14 protein-coding genes are annotated in these 19,440 nt (G+C 63.4%); 10 read left to right on the top strand and 4 right to left on the bottom strand.

Features of this window, described 5'->3' with window-relative positions:
- Window positions 1-2: 2 nt before the first annotated feature.
- Both cysN and cysQ read left to right on the top strand, forming a co-directional pair.
- Entirely contained in the window at window positions 3-1,940 is a 1,938-nt protein-coding gene (cysN, locus tag NKI35_RS02240; protein WP_352738338.1) for a sulfate adenylyltransferase subunit CysN, read from the top strand.
- A gap of 10 nt (window positions 1,941-1,950) precedes the next feature.
- The gene (gene cysQ, locus NKI35_RS02235) at window positions 1,951-2,739 is read left to right on the top strand and encodes a 3'(2'),5'-bisphosphate nucleotidase CysQ (protein ID WP_352652592.1); all 789 of its coding nucleotides are present in this window, start codon (window positions 1,951-1,953) and stop codon (window positions 2,737-2,739) included.
- Between the two features lies 1 nt (window position 2,740).
- Here the strand turns inward: cysQ and NKI35_RS02230 are convergent, their stop codons facing one another.
- From NKI35_RS02230 to NKI35_RS02215, 4 genes are all read right to left on the bottom strand, one after another.
- On the bottom strand, window positions 2,741-3,883 hold the full coding sequence (locus NKI35_RS02230) for a DegT/DnrJ/EryC1/StrS family aminotransferase (protein ID WP_023698144.1): 1,143 nt from the start codon (window positions 3,881-3,883) through the stop codon (window positions 2,741-2,743).
- Window positions 3,884-4,173: 290 nt separating this feature from the next.
- Entirely contained in the window at window positions 4,174-5,097 is a 924-nt protein-coding gene (locus NKI35_RS02225; RefSeq protein WP_352738335.1) for a carbohydrate kinase family protein, read from the bottom strand.
- A complete protein-coding gene (locus NKI35_RS02220; RefSeq protein WP_023684581.1) occupies window positions 5,094-5,540 on the bottom strand; it encodes an RbsD/FucU family protein in 447 nt (148 codons plus the stop codon). The genes NKI35_RS02225 and NKI35_RS02220 overlap by 4 nt, the downstream gene beginning before the upstream one ends.
- Window positions 5,541-6,767, bottom strand: coding sequence for an ROK family transcriptional regulator (locus NKI35_RS02215; protein ID WP_023725236.1), 1,227 nt, complete (start codon window positions 6,765-6,767; stop codon window positions 5,541-5,543).
- A 263-nt stretch (window positions 6,768-7,030) separates the two neighbouring features.
- On the opposite strand from NKI35_RS02215, the gene NKI35_RS02210 reads away from it, so the two are divergent.
- From NKI35_RS02210 to NKI35_RS02175, 8 genes are all read left to right on the top strand, one after another.
- Window positions 7,031-8,008, top strand: coding sequence for a sugar ABC transporter substrate-binding protein (locus tag NKI35_RS02210; protein ID WP_081725578.1), 978 nt, complete (start codon window positions 7,031-7,033; stop codon window positions 8,006-8,008).
- A 150-nt stretch (window positions 8,009-8,158) separates the two neighbouring features.
- Window positions 8,159-9,220, top strand: a complete 1,062-nt coding sequence (locus tag NKI35_RS02205; protein ID WP_023670725.1) for an ABC transporter permease — start codon at window positions 8,159-8,161, stop codon at window positions 9,218-9,220.
- The gene (locus NKI35_RS02200; protein WP_023670726.1) at window positions 9,217-9,999 is read left to right on the top strand and encodes an ATP-binding cassette domain-containing protein; all 783 of its coding nucleotides are present in this window, start codon (window positions 9,217-9,219) and stop codon (window positions 9,997-9,999) included. The genes NKI35_RS02205 and NKI35_RS02200 overlap by 4 nt, the downstream gene beginning before the upstream one ends.
- Window positions 10,000-10,139: 140 nt before the next feature.
- The gene (locus NKI35_RS02195; RefSeq protein WP_352738332.1) at window positions 10,140-12,602 is read left to right on the top strand and encodes a glycogen/starch/alpha-glucan phosphorylase; all 2,463 of its coding nucleotides are present in this window, start codon (window positions 10,140-10,142) and stop codon (window positions 12,600-12,602) included.
- A 70-nt stretch (window positions 12,603-12,672) separates the two neighbouring features.
- Window positions 12,673-14,886 carry a 1,4-alpha-glucan branching protein GlgB gene (glgB, locus tag NKI35_RS02190; RefSeq protein ID WP_352738330.1) on the top strand — a complete coding sequence of 738 codons (2,214 nt, stop codon included), beginning with the start codon at window positions 12,673-12,675 and terminating at the stop codon, window positions 14,884-14,886.
- A 107-nt stretch (window positions 14,887-14,993) separates the two neighbouring features.
- A complete protein-coding gene (gene glgC / locus NKI35_RS02185) occupies window positions 14,994-16,259 on the top strand; it encodes a glucose-1-phosphate adenylyltransferase (protein WP_023715696.1) in 1,266 nt (421 codons plus the stop codon).
- Window positions 16,260-16,278: 19 nt separating this feature from the next.
- Window positions 16,279-17,724, top strand: a complete 1,446-nt coding sequence (gene glgA, locus NKI35_RS02180; protein ID WP_352738328.1) for a glycogen synthase GlgA — start codon at window positions 16,279-16,281, stop codon at window positions 17,722-17,724.
- A gap of 3 nt (window positions 17,725-17,727) precedes the next feature.
- Window positions 17,728-19,356 (top strand): alpha-D-glucose phosphate-specific phosphoglucomutase, encoded by a 1,629-nt coding sequence (locus NKI35_RS02175; RefSeq protein ID WP_352738326.1) that lies wholly within the window; start codon window positions 17,728-17,730, stop codon window positions 19,354-19,356.
- Window positions 19,357-19,440: the final 84 nt, after the last annotated feature.

Below are 19,440 nucleotides of genomic sequence, written 5' to 3'. Positions count from 1 at the left end.
GCATGCGCCATATCCTGGCCAAGAGCCTCGCTCCCACCGACGGCGTGCGCGAATACATGGCGGCGCAGGAGAAGAAGTCGCTGCTCCGCTTTCTCACCTGCGGCTCGGTCGACGACGGCAAGTCGACGTTGATCGGCCGTCTTCTGTCCGACACAAAGCAGATCTTCGAGGACCAGCTCGCCGCACTCGCGCGCGATTCCCGCAAGCACGGCACCACTGGCGACGACATCGACTTCGCGCTTCTGGTCGACGGCCTCGAGGCCGAGCGCGAGCAAGGCATCACCATCGACGTCGCCTACCGCTTCTTCGCCACGCCCAAGCGCAAGTTCATCGTCGCCGACACGCCCGGCCATGAACAGTACACCCGCAACATGGCGACCGGCGCCTCTACCGCCGATCTCGCCATCGTGCTCATCGATGCGCGCCAGGGCGTGCTGCGCCAGACCCGGCGCCACTCGATCATCGCTTCGCTGCTCGGCATCCGCCATATCGTGCTTGCCGTCAACAAGATCGACCTCGTCGATTTCGACCAGGCGGTGTTCGACCGTATCGTCGAGGATTACCGGCAGTTCTCGCACGAGCTCGGCTTCCAGACGATCGTGCCGATCCCGATGTCGGCCCGCTATGGCGACAATGTCACCAGCCGCTCCGGCAAGACGGCGTGGTATTCCGGCCCGTCGCTGATCGAGCATCTCGAAACCATATCGGTCGACGAGGCCGCGGTCGAACTGCCGTTCCGGTTTCCGGTGCAGTATGTCAACCGGCCCAATCTCGACTTCCGCGGCTTTGCCGGCACCATCGCGTCCGGCTCCGTCGCGCAGGGCGACGAGGTGGTGGTCGCCAAATCCGGCAAGGCCTCGCGGGTCAAGCGCATCGTCGCGCAAGGCGGCGATCTTGCCCAGGCGGTGGCCGGCCAGGCCATCACCCTTGTGCTCGATGACGAGGTCGAGGTCTCCAGAGGCAACATGCTGGTGTCGCCGGCGGCACGGCCGCAGGTCGCCGACCAGTTCGCCGCCAACATCGTCTGGTTCGACGAGGCAGCGCTGCTGCCGGGACGCTCCTATATACTGCGCACCGAGACCGACCAGACCAGCGCCACCGTCACCGACCTGAAATACCGCGTCAACGTCAACGACTTCGCTCGCGAGGCGGCGAAGTCGCTCGAGATGAACGAAGTCGGCATCTGCAATATCTCGACCCGGGCGCCGATCGCCTTCGACACCTTCGCCGACAACCGCGATACCGGCGCCTTCATCCTGATCGACCGCATCACCAATGCCACGGTCGGCGCCGGCATGATCCTGCATTCCTTGCGCCGCGCCGAAAACATCCATTGGCAGTCGCTCGATGTCGGCAAGCGCGGCCGCTCCGACCTCAAGAGCCAGCGCCCCGCCGTATTCTGGTTCACCGGTCTTTCCGGCTCGGGCAAGTCGACCATCGCCAATCTGCTTGAGAAGAAGCTGTTCGCTTCGGGGCGTCACACCTACATTCTCGACGGCGACAATGTCCGCCACGGCCTCAACCGCGATCTCGGCTTCACCGACGCCGATCGGGTCGAAAACATCCGCCGTGTCGCCGAAGTGGCAAAGCTGATGGCCGATGCCGGGCTGATCGTCATCGTCTCCTTCATTTCCCCCTTCAGCGCCGAGCGGCGCATGGCCAGGGAGTTGATGGCCGACGGCGAGTTCGTCGAAGTGTTCGTCGATACGCCGTTCGAGGAATGCGCCCGACGCGACCGGAAAGGCCTTTACGCACGGGCGCTGAATGGCGAGATCAAGAACTTCACCGGCGTCGATTCCCCGTATGAAGCTCCCGAAAATCCCGAAATCCATCTCAAGACACTCGGCAAGACGGCCGAGGAGATGGTAGAGGCTCTGGAACACTGGCTGAATGAGCGCGACATTGCCGAAGACCAATATGACAGCGGCGGCGGCATCTGACGACGAAGTGATGCTCGACGTGTTCGAGCGCCTGGCGCTCGAAGCCGGACGCGAGGTGATGCGGGTCTTCAAGGCCGGCTGCGCGGTCGACAGCAAGTCGGACTCCTCGCCGGTCACGGAAGCCGACCGCGAGAGCGAGACGATCATCCTCGCCGGCCTGCGTGCGGCCTATCCCGATATTCCCTGCGTGGCCGAGGAAGAGGTCGCCGAAGGCATTGTGCCGCCCGATCTGGATGGCGCCTTCTTCCTGATCGATCCGCTCGATGGAACGAAGGAATTCGTCAACCGCCGGACCGATTTCACCGTCAACATCGCGCTTGTCCGGCACGGCGTGCCGGAGATCGGCGTCGTCTTCGCACCGTGCAGCGGGCGGTTCTTCTCTGGACGGCCGGGTTGGGCCGAAGCAATCGAGGTCGAAGGCGACTTCCGTATCGTCGGCCGCCGGCGGATTTCGGTTAGGAGGGCGGTCACGCCGCTGGCGGTCGTTGCCAGCCGCTCGCACAACACCCCGGAGACCGAAGCCTTCATCAAGGATCTCGGCGCCGCCGAGATCGTCTCGGTCGGCTCATCGCTGAAATTCTGCCTGCTCGCCGCAGCCGAAGCCGACATCTATCCGCGCTTCGGCCGCACCATGGAATGGGACACGGCGGCCGGCGACGCCGTACTGCGCGCCGCCGGCGGCATGACGCGCACGCTGGACGGCGAGCCGCTCACCTATGGCAAGCGCAAACAGAGCGACGACGAGGATTTCGCCAACCCGCATTTTATTGCGAGCGGGAAGGCGGCGGACGCGGCGTAACTTACGCCGCCGCTACATGCGCCGAGTTCGAGCCAATGTAGTTGCGGATCGTCTCGATGATGCGGTCCTGGTCGGCTTCGCTGAGATAGGGATGCATCGGCAGGCACAGGATGCGCTTCGGCAGTTCCTCCGAAACCGCAAGCCCGGTCGGCGTGCGCGGATAGTCGCGATAGGCGACCTGCTCGTGCAGCGGCTTCACATAATAGATCACCGAAGGGATGCCCTTTTCGCCGAGATGCGCCCTCAACCCGTCGCGCTTCGGCGTCTCGATGGCGTATTGCGCCCAGGCCGAGCGGCCACCGCCCAGATTGCGTGACGCCTTGACGATGTCGCCGAGACCTTCGGCGTAGCGCTTGGCCACCACCTGGCGGGCGACCATCTCGTCTTCGAGGATGGCGAGTTTCTCGATCAGGATCGCCGCCTGGATCGTGTCGAGGCGTGAATTGATGCCGACGCGGACATTGTCATACTGCGTCTCGCCCTTACCGTGGAACGCAAACGAGCGCAGCTGGTCGGCCAGCGCGTCGTCATTGGTGAACATCGCGCCGCCATCGCCGTAGCAGCCCAGCGGCTTGGCCGGATAAAAGCTGGTCGAGCCGACATGGCCGAAGGCGCCGCACATTGTGCCGTCGGCCGAACCGCCGATCGACTGCGCCGCATCCTCGATCACCAGCAGCCCTTCGCGCTTGGCAATCGCCATGATCGCCTCGTAGTCGGCGGCAAGCCCGAACAGGTCGACGGGAATAATCGCCTTCGGCTTCAGCCGGCCTTCCTTCTTGATCATGGCGATCGCCGCCTCGAGGCTGGCGATGTCGATGTTGTAGGTCTCGGCGTCGACATCGACGAACACCGGTTCGGCCTTGGCAAGCGCCACCACTTCCGCCGTCGCGGCAAAGGTGAAGCTCGGCACGAACACCGCGTCGCCGGGGCCGATACCGGCGGCAAACAGCGGCAACAGCAGCGCGTCGGTGCCGTTGGCGCAGGCCACGACATGCTTGGTGCCGATATAGGCTGCGAGCTTGTTTTCGAATTCGGTGACTTGCGGCCCTAGGATATAACGGCCTTCCTCGACGACATTGTCGATCGCGGCCTTCAGCCGGTCGCGGATACGTTCGCGCTGCGCGCCAAGATCGATGAATTGCATGTCGGCCTCAAAACGGTGTGGTGCGGGCCGCCCCAACGACACGCGCAGAAACAACAACTTAACCGGGCCGCTGGTACCAGAGTTGGGTCGGTCTAGAAAGCCGGACCGGCCGCGGGACGGGTTGTCTAGGTGTCGCAGCTTGTTACTTCAGGCTTTCCCTGCATTGCCGCAAGATGCCGGAAATCCGGGCTTCGCCACCTATTAATCCGGCTGATCAGTCCGTCTTTCCGGCTCGCGGAAACATAAAGTGATCGGCTGCTTGCAGCGGCTGGCGGCGGACTAAGCGTGGATCAGGCGATTTCGTGCCGCCAAGGCGGGTTGGCGCCGGCCCGCGACACGGTCACCGCCGCCGCTTTGGCGCCGAGGGCCAGCGCCTGACGGATGGCGTCCTCCGAAAGGCCGCCGATCCCGGCCTTGGTGAGCAGGCCTTGCTCGTGCAGCGAGGCCAGAATGCCGGCATTGAAAGTGTCGCCGGCGCCGACCGTGTCGACCACCTCCACCTTATGCGGCATCACCGTGACCTTGTGATCCCTGCTGTAGCCGACGGCGCCTTCGCTGCCATGGGTGACGACGATCAGCTTGGGGCCTCGATCGAGCCAATTGCGGATGACGTCCTCATGCGAGCCGGCCTCGCCGAACCAGTGCAGATCCTCATCCGATAGCTTCACGATGTCGGCCATCGCCATCATCGAGCGGATGCGCCGGAGGTGCTTGGCTTTGTCGGGGATGAAGTTCGGCCGGATGTTGGGGTCGAGCATCATGACGCGGCGTTCGTGCTCCCGGTTCATGAATTCTTCGTAGGCAGCACCCGCCGGATCCGAAATCAGGCTGATGGCGCCAAACAGCATGGCTTCGATCTCGGCGCCCAGTTTCGGCAGATCCTCTGTCGTCAGCATGCGCCCGGCGGTGTTTTCGTCGTAGAAAGTGTAGGTCGCCTGGCCGTTGGTGAGCCGCACGAAGGCGAGCGTGGTCGGGCGAGGGGAGGTGTGCGCATAGGTGGAGCTGACCTTGCTTGCGCCGAGCGCCTCGCGGAACTGGCCGCCGAACAGATCCGACGACAGGCCGGAAAAGAAGCCGGCGGGCGCGCCGAGGCGGCCAAGCGCGATCGCCGTGTTGAACACCGCGCCGCCGACATAGGGCGCAAAGGCCGGCTCGCCCTGTGTCGTGGTGCGCGGCAGCATGTCGATCAGGGCTTCGCCGCAGCAGAGGATCATGATTTCTTGTTCTCCGGCGGATAGATCACGCCCTTGCGGATGATGATGTTGGCGTAGAGCCGGGGTTCGCTGGTCCCGACGATCGCATATGCCGACCGGACGCGTGCATAGAAGTCGGCGCCCGCCAGCGCAACCACCTTGCGGCCCGGCGCGCGCCTGGTGCAGATCGTTTCGATTTCATGGTGGACCGGATCGGCGACCGAGGGATCGCCTTTGACCGAGGCACGAAACAGCGCTTCCGGCACGAAGTCGTCCACCGGCAGCACGCTCAAAATGGCGTCAAGCACCGGTATGAGGTGAAGACCGTCGGCGCGGATCAGCCGGTTTGCCTGTTCTTCCGCCGGATAGTTGCCGTCGACGAGCGCGATCTCGTCGCCATGGCCCATGGCGCGCAATGTCGCCAGAAGCTCCGGACCGAGCAGCGACGGAATACCGATCAGCATTCAGATGCTCCTGGAAATCGTGGTCGAACCGATGAGGAAGCGTTCGGACAGCGGCAGGCTGGCGCCGCCCAGCGCGCGGGCATGGATGCCGACGGTGCCTTCGCGCACCACCGGAAGCTTCAGCCCTTCGCCATCGATCGTACCGATCGCCTGCCTGATCGCATCGACGAGCCGGCGCCGGACAGCGAGCGGCATCCAGCCGTCGATCACCGCGGCCTCGAAATCGATCACCGAGGACGCCGCGACAATGGCGTAGGCAAGCGCCTGCGAGGCGCTGGCGATCCAGTCGTCCAGATCGGCGCCGATCTCGCCCCATTCCTGCGGCGAGGTCCAGAGATAGGAGCCGTCAATGCCGCGTGCGTTAAGCGCCTTTTCCAGCATTGCGATCGAGGCGACGTCGATGAGCTGCGTCGGCTTGCCGTCTGGTCCCGGCACCGGCATCGAACCCAGCGCCCCGGCATTTCCGGTTGGCCCGCCGAACAGCCGGCCGTTGAGCACGATGCCGCCGCCGGCAAAGGCGCCGATATAGAAATAGACGAAGTCGCGCGCCCCGCCGGTCTGGCCGAACACCAGTTCGGCGCCGCAGGCGGAGGTGGCGTCATTCTGCAGATAGACCGGGAATTCGCACTGCGCCTGGATGTCGGCACGGATGTCGCGATGGCGCCATTCGTCCATGATGTCGCGCGGCGCGCCGGCGGTGTCGGCCCAGTTCCACAGTTCGAACGGCATGGCGATGCCGAGCCCGGCAATGCGCTTGTCCTGCGCAGGTGTCAGTTCGGCGCGCATCGTCTTCATGCCTTCGGTGACGAACTCAACCGTCTCGCGCGGCGCCGGATAGCGGTAGGAGTGCTGCAGCATGGAACGCACAGTTCCGAGGAAATCGATCAGCACCAGTTCGGCGCTGCGGCGGCCGATCTTGAGGCCGATGAAGAAGGCGCCTTCGGGGTTCAGCGCCATCGGGATGGAGGGCTGGCCGATCTTGCCGCGCAACGGCGCCTGGCGCAGCAGCAGGCTGTCCTCCTCCAGTTCGCGCATGATGACCGAGACGGTCTGCGCTGAAAGCCCGGTCATGCGCGCAATGTCTGATTTGGCCAAGCTGCCATGCTGGCGAACCAACGACAGCACCAGCCGCTCATTGTGGTCGCGCATGCCGCTCTGGTTGGTGCCACGGTGGAGACGGCTGGCGGCCGCCTCGGGCGAACCGTGCCTCGCAATGCCGGTCTCCACCCTTGTTCCTCCCTTGGTTTATTCTTACTGCTTTTGCGGCAGAATGAGTGAACCACGCAAAGCTGTCAATAATAAATAAGAGTGATTTAATTATTGACAGGCGGCTCCCGCTGGTGTCATTTGAGGGCGCGTCCACACTGGGAGAACTTCAGTGGATGCGCTCGAGATGCCGGTTGGCGGCATCCGCATAGTTCCATGGGAGGAAGATCGTGACCAAAGCATTATTGAAGTCCACCGTGTTCGCCGCGGCGGGCCTCGGCCTGATGGCGTTTGCTTCGACAGCATCGGCCGCCGGCGTCGGCGCCTGCCTGATCACCAAGACCGACACCAACCCCTTCTTCGTCAAGATGAAGGAGGGCGCGACCGCCAAGGCCAAGGAACTTGGCGTCGACCTCAAGACCTATGCCGGCAAGATCGACGGCGACAGCGAGAGCCAGGTGGCGGCGATCGAAAGCTGCATCGCCGACGGCGCCAAGGGCATCCTGATCACCGCGTCCGACACCAAGGGCATCGTGCCGACGGTGAAGAAGGCGCGTGACGCCGGCCTGCTGGTGATCGCGCTCGATACCCCGCTGGACCCGATCGATGCCGCCGACGCGACCTTCGCGACGGACAATCTGGAAGCCGGCAAGCTGATCGGCGCCTGGGCAGCCGCGACCCTCGGCGACAAGGCCAAGGACGCCAAGATCGGCTTCCTCGACCTGACCCCCTCACAGCCGACCGTGGATGTGCTGCGCGACCAGGGCTTCATGATGGGCTTCGGCATCGACGTGAAGGATCCCAACAAGATCGGCGATGAGGACGATGCCCGCATCGTCGGCCACGACGTCACCAACGGCAATGAAGAAGGCGGCCGCAAGGCGATGGAAAACCTTCTGCAGAAGGACAACTCCATCACCGTCATCCACACCATCAACGAGCCCGCCGCTGTCGGCGCCTACCAGGCGCTCAAGGCGGTCGGGCTCGAAAGCCAGGTGCTGATCGTCTCGGTCGATGGCGGCTGCCCCGGTGTGAAGTCGGTGACCGAAGGCGTCATTGGCGCCACCTCGCAGCAATACCCGCTGCAGATGGCGGCACTAGGCATCGAGGCGATCGCCGCCTTCGCCAAGGACGGCGCCAAGCCTAAGCCGACCGAAGGCAAGAACTTCTTCGACACCGGCGTCAACCTCGTCACCGACAAGCCGGCCAATGGCGTGAAGTCGATCGACACCAAGGAAGGCCTCGCCAAGTGCTGGGGCTGATGGCTGTCTGACAGCCAGCGACAAGCTGACGGCCGGGGGCTTGATCCCCGGCCGCTTCGGGTGGACGATGCGTCACGCGAATAATCCCGGCAGCAGACCGGACAGGCGCGAGCGGGTATCGGCATGGAGCTGAAGCCCAGGGGAGGAAACATGGCTCAAGCACAGGAATTCGAGAAGGTTCTCTCGAGCAGCGACACAAGCGTTGCCGCCTTTGACGAGCACAAATCGGCCGTCAAGCGGATCCAGCATTTCCTGCACTCCACGCCGGCGGCCGTGCCGCTGATTGTGCTGGTCCTGTCGATCGTCATTTTCGGCATCGCCATTGGCGGGCGTTTCTTCTCATCCTATACGCTGACGCTGATCCTGCAGCAGATCGCCATCGTCGGCATCCTCGGTGCCGCGCAGACACTGGTCATCCTGACCGCCGGCATCGACCTGTCGATCGGCGTGATCATGGTGATTTCGGCCGTGATCATGGGCAATTGCGCGGTCAGCTACGGCATGCCGGCCGTGCTCGCAGTGCCCATCGGGCTTGCCGCCGGCGCAGCCTGCGGCCTGCTCAACGGCTTGCTGGTCGCCTACATGAAGCTGCCGCCGTTCATCGTCACGCTCGGCACCTGGAACATCGTCATGGCGACGAACTTCATCTATTCGGCCAATGAGACGATCCGCGATACCGACGTCGACGCCCAGGCGCCGCTGCTGCATCTCTTTGCCCTGAGTTTCAAGATCGGCACGGCGGTGCTGACACTGGGCGTCATCGCCACGGTCGTGCTCGTTTTGATCCTCTGGTACGTGCTCAATCACACCGCCTGGGGCCGCCATGTCTACGCCGTTGGCGATGATCAGGAGGCGGCGAAGCTGTCTGGCATCCAGACCAAGAAGGTGTTGATGACGGTCTACACCCTTGCCGGGTTGATCGCCGCTTTCGCTGCCTGGGTGTCCATCGGCCGCAACGGCTCGATCTCGCCGTCAGCCGCCGTCACCGACTACAACCTGCAGGCGATAACCGCGACGGTGATCGGCGGCATTTCACTGTTCGGCGGGCGCGGCTCAATTCTGGGCACGCTTTTCGGCGCGATGATCGTCGGCGTCGTCTCGATGGGCCTCAACATGCTGGGCGCCGATCCGCAATGGAAGGTGCTGCTCACCGGTGTGCTGATCATCGGCGCCGTGGCGATCGACCAATGGATCAGAAAGGTTTCGGCATGACCGTGGAACCCATCCTCACCGCGCGTGGCCTGATCAAGCGCTATGGCCGCGTCACCGCCCTCGACAATGCCGACTTCGACCTCTACCCAGGCGAAATCCTGGCCGTCATCGGAGACAATGGCGCCGGCAAATCATCGCTGATCAAGGCGATTTCCGGCGCCGCCGTGCCCGACGAAGGCGAGATCCGTCTTGAAGGCAAGGCTGTCGCTTTCAAATCGCCCATGGAGGCGCGCGAGGCTGGCATCGAGACGGTCTACCAAAACCTGGCTTTGTCGCCGGCTCTGTCGATCGCCGACAACATGTTCCTCGGCCGCGAGATCCGCAAACCCGGCTTCCTCGGCGACTGGCTTCGTATGCTCGACCGGCCCGCAATGGAAAAGCGCGCCCGCGACAAGCTGACCGAGCTTGGGCTGATGACCATCCAGAACATCAGCCAGGCGGTGGAAACGCTGTCGGGTGGCCAGCGTCAGGGCGTGGCGGTGGCGCGCGCCGCCGCTTTCGGCAGCCGTGTGGTGATCATGGACGAGCCGACCGCGGCACTCGGCGTCAAGGAGAGCCGCCGCGTGCTGGAACTGATCCTCGACGTCAAGAAACGAGGCCTGCCGATCGTGCTGATCTCGCACAACATGCCGCATGTCTTCGAGGTTGCCGACCGCATCCATATCCATCGGCTGGGTCGCCGCCTCTGCGTCATCGATCCCAAGCAATATACCATGTCCGACGCCGTCGCCTTCATGACGGGAGCGAAGGTTCCGCCGGAGGCTGCACTCGCTGCCTGATCCGCTCGACGGATAAATTGCCGCAGGGGAACTGGCGGCATGCTGGTCTAAATCGATTGAACGTATGTTGCGATGCACTAGGATAGGCTGGGACTGAGAGCGAAAGCCGGTATGATCGCAGCACGATCACGAGAGGCAGTATGACGCGAACAATGACAGCCAAAGCCCCCGATCTCGAAATACCCGATCCCAAGACGCTGGCCGACGAAGTCTTGCTGGCTCTCAAATACCGGGTCGGCAAAGGCACCTCCGTTGCCACGCAATATGATTGGCTGACAGCCTCGATCAAGGTCGTGCGCGACCGCATCGTCGATCATTGGATGCAGGCGACGCAGGAGGCCTACGCCCAGCAGGAAAAGCGCGTCTATTACCTGTCGCTCGAATTCCTCATCGGCCGGCTTATGCGCGATGCCTTCTCCAATCTCGGCCTGATGGACAATATGCGAGAAGCGCTCAAGTCGCTGGGCGTCGACCTCGACCTCATCGCCGGGCTCGAACCGGATGCAGCGCTCGGCAATGGCGGTCTTGGCCGGCTCGCCGCCTGCTTCATGGAAAGCATGGCGACCGTCGACATTCCCGCGCATGGCTACGGCATCCGCTACGCCAACGGTATGTTCCGCCAGGAGATCCATGACGGCTGGCAGGTCGAACTGCCCGAAACCTGGCTCGACCACGGCAACCCCTGGGAGTTCGAGCGCCGCGAACGCGCCTTCGAAGTCGGCTTCGGCGGCTCGGTGGAATCGATCACCTCCAAGGATGGCCGGCTCGAACGTCACGTCTGGAAGCCAACCGAGCATGTCCAGGCCGTCGCCTACGACACGCCGGTCGTCGGCTGGCGCGCCAACCGCGTCAACACGCTGCGGCTTTGGTCCGGCATGCCGATCGATCCGATCCTGCTCGACAAGTTCAACGCCGGCGACCACATCGGCGCGCTGGCCGAAAGCAACAAGGCCGATGCCTTGTCGCGTGTGCTTTACCCCGCTGATTCCCACAAGGCCGGCCAGGAACTGCGGCTGCGGCAGGAATATTTCTTCTCCACCGCGTCGCTGCAGGACATCGTCCAGCGCCATCTCAGCCAGTATGGCGATCTCGCCTCGCTGCCCGACAAGGCGGCGATCCATCTCAACGACACCCATCCGGCGATCGCCGTGCCGGAGCTGATGCGCCTGCTGATGGACGTCCACGGCATGGATTTCGACCAGGCCTGGGACATTACCAAGCGCACCTTCGGCTACACCAACCACACGCTGCTGCCAGAGGCGCTGGAAAGCTGGCCGGTGCCGCTGTTCGAGCGGCTTTTGCCGCGCCACATGCAGATCGTCTACGCCATCAATGCGCAGGTGCTGCTTGAGGCGCGCGCCACCAACCAGTTTTCCAATGAGCAGATCAGCCGCATCTCGTTGATCCAGGAAAATGGCGACCGCCGCGTGCGCATGGGTAACCTGGCCTTTGTCGGCTCGCACTCGATCAATGGCGTGTCGGCGTTGCACACCGAACTGATGAAGGAGACGGTGTTTGCCGATCTCCACAAGCTCTATCCCGATCGCATCAACAACAAGACCAACGGCATCACGCCACGGCGCTGGCTGATCCAGTGCAATCCAGGCCTCACCGCGCTCACCCGCGCGGCGATCGGGGACCGTTTCCTCGACGACATCGACGCCATCAAGGGGCTCGAAGCCTTTGCCGGTGACGCCGCCTTCCGCGACAAGTTCGCCGCCGTCAAGCGCTCCAACAAGGCCAAGCTCGCCAATCTGGTCGCCGACCGGCTCGGCATTAAGCTCGACCCGTCGGCGCTGTTCGACATTCAGGTCAAGCGCATCCACGAATACAAGCGCCAACTGCTCAACATCCTGGAAGCTATCGCGCTCTACGACCAGATCCGCTCGCATCCCGAGCTGGACTGGATGCCACGCGTCAAATTTTTCGGCGGCAAAGCGGCGCCCAGCTACCACAATGCCAAGCTGATCATCAAACTGGCCAACGACGTCGCCAAGGTCATCAACAGCGACCCGTCGGTGCGCGGGCTGCTGAAAGTGGTGTTCGTGCCGAACTACAATGTCAGCCTGGCCGAGGTGATGATGCCGGCCGCCGACCTGTCCGAGCAGATTTCGACTGCCGGCATGGAGGCGTCGGGCACCGGCAACATGAAGTTCGCGCTGAACGGCGCCTTGACCATCGGCACGCTCGACGGCGCCAATGTCGAGATCAAGGAATGCGTCGGCGACGACAACATCTTCATCTTCGGCCTGAGCACGGCGGAAGTCGCCGAGCGGCGCAGCAATGGCTACAACCCGCGCGCCGTGATCGAGGGCTCCCCTGAATTGGCGCAGGCTGTTGCCGCAGTATCGTCGGGCGTGTTCTCGCCCGACCAGCCGGATCGCTACCGCGAGCTGGTCGACGGTCTCTACAACAGCGATTGGTTCATGGTGGCGGCGGATTTCGACGCCTATGCCGCCGCCCAGCGCGATGTCGACGCCGTCTGGCGCAACAGCCCCGATTGGTACGCGCGCGCTATCCGCAACGTTGCCCGCGTCGGCTGGTTCTCTTCCGATCGCACGATCCGCCAATATGCGAAAGAAATCTGGAACGTGCCCGCCTGATATGATTGCATGAGGCCACGACAATGGGTCTTGTGCACAAGAACTGGTTCCCAGGGAGGGACACCGCCTGATGAAGAAACCGCGCGCGACCGCGACGACGAGCGGGTCGGACGGGCTGGCGTCAGCCGGCGATGTCGCCGCAATTGTTGCAGGCACGCATGGCGATCCTTTTGCAATCCTGGGCGTGCATGATGCCGGCAAGAGCCTGGTTGCCCGCTGCTTCGTCCCCAATGCCGAGTTCGTCACCGCATACACGCTGGCCGGCAAGAACGCCGGCGAACTCACGCGGCGCGACGACGCCGGTTTCTTCGAAGGCAGACTGTCGATCAAGAAGCGTCAGCCGCTGCGCTATCACGCCGAAAATGCCGGCGGCGACTGGTGGCTGACCGATCCCTATTCCTTCGGCCCGGTGCTCGGCCCGATGGACGACTACTATATCGCGCAAGGGTCGCACCTCAGGCTGTTCGACAAGCTCGGCGCCCATCTCCTCGACCATGAAGGCGCGTCGGGCGTCCATTTCGCGGTCTGGGCGCCCAATGCAAGGCGCGTCTCCGTGGTCGGCGACTTCAACGAATGGGACGGCCGCCGCCATACGATGCGCGACCGCCGCGACACCGGCATCTGGGAACTGTTCATTCCCGATATCGGCGCCGGCCACCCCTATAAATACGAGATCATTGCCCCGGACGGCGTGCGCCTGCCGCTCAAGGCCGATCCGTTCGCCTTCAAGTCGGAATTGCGCCCGGCCACAGCCTCAGTGACGGCGGTGCCGCCGGCGCATGAATGGGGCGACGAGGCGCATCGCAATTACTGGCGAAAGGCCGATCCCCGGCGCGAAGCCATATCGATCTACGAGGTCCATGCCGGTTCGTGGCAGCAGCACGATGATGGCAGCTTCCTGTCATGGGACGAACTCGCCAACCAGCTGATCCCCTATGCTGTCGAGACCGGCTTCACCCACATCGAGTTCCTGCCGATCTCCGAACATCCCTATGACCCGTCATGGGGTTATCAGACAACCGGACTTTATGCCCCCTCGGCGCGCTTCGGCGACCCCGACGGCTTCGCCCGTTTCGTCGACGGTGCGCACCGCGCCGGCGTCGGCGTCATCCTCGACTGGGTGCCGGCGCATTTCCCGGTCGACGCGCATGGCCTGGCCAATTTCGACGGCACAGCACTTTATGAGCATGCCGACCCGCGCAAGGGTTTTCATCCCGACTGGAACACCGCGATCTACAATTTCGGCCGCCGCGAGGTGGTGTCGTTCCTGGTCAACAATGCGCTGTTCTGGGCCGAGAAATACCATGTCGACGGTTTGCGCGTGGATGCAGTGGCCTCGATGCTCTACCTCGATTATTCGCGCAAGGCTGGCGAATGGATCCCCAACGAGAAAGGCGGCCGCGAAAACCTCGAAGCGGTGTCCTTCCTGCAGAAGATGAACAAGGAGGTCTACGGCCACCATCCCGGCGTGATGACCATCGCCGAGGAATCGACCTCATGGCCGAAGGTCTCGGCGCCGGTGCATGAAGGCGGGCTGGGCTTCGGCTTCAAATGGAACATGGGCTTCATGCACGACACGCTGGAGTATTTCGCCAGGGAGCCGATCTTCCGCAAGCACCACCACAACGACCTGACGTTCGGATTGACCTACGCTTTCTCCGAGAATTTCGTGCTGCCGCTGTCCCATGACGAGGTCGTGCACGGCAAGGGCACGCTGCTCGGCAAGATGGCCGGCGACGACTGGCAGAAGTTCGCGACTTTGCGCGCCTTTTACGCCTTCATGTGGGGGTATCCCGGCAAGAAGCTGTTGTTCATGGGCCAGGAATTCGCCCAGCGCCGCGAGTGGAGCGAGGCGCGTGCGCTCGACTGGAACCTGCTCGACTTCCACCCGCATCGCGGCGTCTGGCAGACGGTGCGCGATCTCAACTATCTGTATCGCTCGCGCCCGGCGCTACATGCGCGCGACTGCGAGCCGGACGGCTTCTCCTGGCTGATCGTCGACGACAAGGAAAACTCGGTCTTCGCCTGGCTGCGCAACGCGCCCGGCGGCAACCCGATCGCCGTCATTTCCAACTTCACGCCAGTGCCGCGCGACAATTATCGCGTGCCATTGCCCAAGGTCGGCAAATGGCGCGAAATCATCAACACCGACGCTTCGGACTACGGTGGTTCGGGCAAGGGCAATGGCGGTGTGGTCGAAGCCAGGGCGGAAGGAGGAGGCATTTCGGCAACGATGCTTTTGCCGCCGCTGTCGACGATCATGCTTGAACTCGTTGCGGACTAGGTCCGTCAACTCGTTGCGGACTAGGTCCGTCAACTCGTTACGGATTAGGTCCGTCGACTCGTTGCGGACCGGGCGATGCTCCAGACTGGTAATTTGGGAGGGTAAAAATGGCAGACTTGAAGAGAACCCAGCCGCTGGCGCGCGATGCCATGGCCTATGTGCTGGCCGGCGGCCGCGGCAGCCGGCTCAAGGAATTGACCGACCGCAGGGCCAAGCCGGCTGTCTATTTCGGCGGCAAGACGCGCATCATCGATTTCGCGCTGTCCAATGCGCTGAATTCCGGCATTCGTCGCCTCGGTGTCGCCACCCAGTACAAGGCGCATTCGCTGATCCGCCACCTGCAGCGCGGCTGGAACTTCCTGCGCCCGGAGCGAAACGAAAGCTTCGACATCCTGCCGGCCTCGCAGCGTGTCTCGGAAACCCAGTGGTATGAAGGCACCGCCGACGCCGTCTACCAGAACATCGACATCATCGAGGCCTATGGCCCTGAATATATGGTGATCCTGGCCGGCGACCATATCTACAAGATGGACTACGAGCTGATGCTTCGCCAGCACGTCGACGCCAATGCCGACGTCACTGTTGGTTGCCTCGAAGTGCCGCGCTTGGAAGCGACCGGCTTCGGTGTCATGCATGTCGATGGCAAGGACAACATCATCGCCTTCGTCGAAAAGCCCGCCGACCCGCCCGGCATTCCCGACAAGCCGGAATTCGCGCTGGCCTCTATGGGCATCTATGTCTTCAAGACCAAGTTCCTGATGGAACAACTGCGCCGCGATGCGGCCGAGCCGGGTTCGAGCCGCGACTTCGGCAAGGACATCATCCCCTACATCGTCCAGCACGGTAAGGCGATCGCGCATCGCTTCGCCAAGTCCTGCGTGCGCTCGACGGCCGAGAACGAAGCCTATTGGCGCGATGTCGGCACGGTCGACGCCTACTGGGAAGCCAATATCGACCTGACCGACATCACTCCCGAACTCGACCTCTACGACCGCGACTGGCCGATCTGGACCTATGCCGAATTGAAGCCGCCGGCAAAGTTCGTGCATGACGAGGATGGCCGGCGCGGTTCGGCCGTCTCCTCGCTGGTCTCAGGCGACTGCATCGTCTCGGGTGCTTCGCTGAAGCGCAGCTTGATCTTCACCGGGGCGCGCATCAACTCCTATTCGACGCTGGAAGAGGTCGTCATGCTGCCCGACGTTCATGTCGGCCGGAACGCAAAGTTGAAGCGCGTCGTCATCGACCACGGTGTAAGGATACCGGAAGGGCTGGTGGTTGGCGAAGACCCTGTTCTCGACGCCAAGCGTTTCCGGGTCTCGGAAAAGGGCATCTGCCTGGTCACGCAGGACATGATCGACAAGCTGAAGCTGTAAGACGGGATACCATAAACGCATGCAGGTTCTGTCGGTCACGCCCGAGATATTCCCGCTGATCAAGACCGGCGGACTTGCCGATGTGACCGGTGCATTGCCGATCGCGCTGGCCGCCAAGGGCGTGACCATGCGCACGCTCATCCCCGGCTTTCCCCAGGTGATGGACGCCTTCAAGAAAAAGAAGGCTGTCTACCAATACCCGCTGCTGCAGGGCGGCAAGGCTTCGGTCCATGCCGTCAAGATCGCCGGGCTCGACCTGTTCGTGCTCGACGCGCCGCATCTCTACGATCGTCCCGGCGGCCCTTACGGCAATGCGGCCGGCGCCGATTGGCCCGACAATTGGCGGCGTTTTGCTGCGCTGAGCCAGGTCGGTGGCGATATCGCCGGCGGCGCCATTTCCGGCTACCAGCCGGATCTCGTCCACGCCCATGACTGGCAGTCGGCGATGACGCTGGCCTATATGCGCTACGGCAAGGCGGTCGGCGTGCCGTCGCTGATCACGGTTCACAACCTTGCCTTCCAGGGTCAGTTCGGCGCCGGCATTTTTGGCGAGCTCGGCTTGCCGACCGCGGCGATGGCGCTTGACGGCGTCGAATATTATGGCGGCGTCGGCTTCCTCAAGGCCGGCCTGCAGGCGGCCTGGGCGATCACCACGGTGAGCCCCACCTATGCCCAAGAAATCCGCTCGCCGGAATTCGGCATGGGCCTCGACGGCCTCATCAACATGCGCTCTTCCGACCTCTACGGCATCGTCAACGGCATCGACACCGACATCTGGAACCCGGAGACCGACAAGCATCTGGTGTCGGCCTACTCCGCCGCGACGCTGAAGGCTCGCCTTCCCAACCGGGCGGTTGTCGAGGACCGCTTCAGCCTCGAGCGCGACGACAGTCCGATCGTCTGCGTCGTCAGCCGGCTGACCTGGCAGAAGGGCATGGACATACTGGCGGCTGTGGTCGACGGCGTCGTCGCCACCGGCGCGCGGCTGGCGATCCTTGGCTCAGGCGACGCCGGCCTGGAAGGCGTGCTGCTGGCTGCCACCGCCCGCCATCGCGGCCGTGTCGGCGTCGTCGTCGGCTATGACGAGGGGCTTTCCCACACCATGCAGGGCGGCTGCGACGCCATCGTCATCCCGTCGCGCTTCGAGCCTTGCGGGCTGACCCAGCTTTACGGCCTGCGCTATGGCTGCGTGCCGGTCGTCGCCCGCACCGGCGGCCTTGCCGACACCATCATCGACGCCAATGAAGCAGCGATCTCGGCCGGTGTCGCCACCGGCTTCCAGTTCGCGCCCAACAATGGCGGCGCCATGCTGCACGCCATCCGCCGGCTGGTCGATGCGCATTCGAGCCCGGCCGTCTGGGAACAGATCCAACGCCAGGGCATGAAGGCCGATGTCTCCTGGGACAAGAGCGCCGACAAATACGTTGAGCTCTACCGCCTGCTGCTTTCGAAAAGGGTTGCCTGAAGCATGATCCGGACCGTCGCCACCAAACCCTATCTCGACCAGAAACCCGGCACGTCCGGCCTGCGCAAGAAGGTGCCTGTCTTTCAGCAGGAGCACTATGCCGAGAACTTCATCCAGTCGATCTTCGACGCGCTGGAGGGCTTTGAGGGCAAGACGCTGGTGATCGGCGGCGACGGCCGCTTCTACAACCGCGAGGTCATCCAGAAGGCCATCGCCATGGCGGCGGCCAACGGCTTCGGCAAGGTGATGGTCGGGCAGGGCGGCATATTGTCGACGCCGGCGGCGTCGCATGTCATCCGCAAATACAAAACCTTCGGCGGCATCATCCTGTCGGCCAGTCACAATCCGGGCGGCCCGCACGAGGATTTCGGCATCAAGTACAATGCCGGCAATGGCGGCCCGGCGCCGGAAAAGCTGACCGACGCGATCTTCGAAAAGACCAAGACGATTTCGAGCTTCAAGACCGCCGACATCGACCAGATCGACATCGACAAGATCGGCACGGTGACCGCCGGCGGCATGGCGGTCGAGATTATCGACCCGGTCACCGACTATGCCGAATTGATGGAGAGCCTGTTCGACTTCGACGCCATCCGCGCCAATTTCAAATACGGCTTCCGCATGCGCTTCGACGCCATGCATGCGGTCACCGGCCCGTATGCCAAGGAAATCCTCGAGCGCCGGCTCGGCGCGGAGAATGGCACCTGCCGCAACTACAAGCCGCTGCCGGATTTTGGCGGCCATCACCCGGATCCGAACCTGGTCCACGCCAAGCATCTCTATGACGAGATGATGGGACCGGATGCGCCCGATTTCGGCGCCGCTTCCGACGGCGACGGTGACCGCAATCTCATCATCGGCAAGGGCATTTTCGTCACCCCGTCGGATTCGGTGGCCATGCTTGCCGCCAATGCGCAATTGGCGCCGGGCTACAAGGACGGCCTCAAAGGCATCGCCCGCTCGATGCCGACCAGCGGCGCTGCCGACCGCGTCGCCGAACAGCTCGGCATCGGCATCTACGAAACGCCGACCGGTTGGAAGTTCTTCGGCAATCTGCTCGATGCCGGCATGGCGACGATCTGCGGCGAGGAAAGCGCCGGCACCGGCTCGAACCATGTCCGCGAAAAGGACGGGCTGTGGGCGGTGCTGTTGTGGCTGAATATCCTGGCCGTGCGCGGCGAAAGCTGCAAGGACGTCGTTACCGAACATTGGGCGACCTACGGCCGCAATTACTATTCACGTCATGACTATGAGGAGGTCGAAACCGAGCGCGCCAACGCCCTGGTCGATGAACTCCGCGCCAAGCTGACCTCGCTGCCCGGCACCAGCGTGCGCGGCCTGAAGATCGCCAATGCCGACGACTTCGCCTATCACGATCCCGTCGACGGTTCGGTGAGCAAGAACCAGGGCATCCGCATCCTGTTCGAAGGCGGCTCGCGTGTCGTGTTTCGTTTGTCCGGCACCGGCACGTCGGGTGCTACGCTGCGCGTCTACATCGAGCGCTACGAGCCGGACAGAGCGCGGCATGACCTCGACACGCAAGAGGCGCTCGCCGAGCTGATCGCGGCTGCCGATGATATCGCCGGGATCAAGAGCCACACCGGGCGCAACAAGCCGAGCGTGATTACTTGAGGGTGGTGACGTCTTTACCCTCCCCCTTGTGGGGAGGGTCGATCCGCGCAGCGGATCGGGGTGGGGGTGCTCGTAAAGCGCTTT

The organism is Mesorhizobium sp. M0676 (assembly GCF_040320535.1).
GTDB lineage: Bacteria > Pseudomonadota > Alphaproteobacteria > Rhizobiales > Rhizobiaceae > Mesorhizobium.
This window is presented reverse-complemented; position numbering and strand designations above follow the sequence as displayed.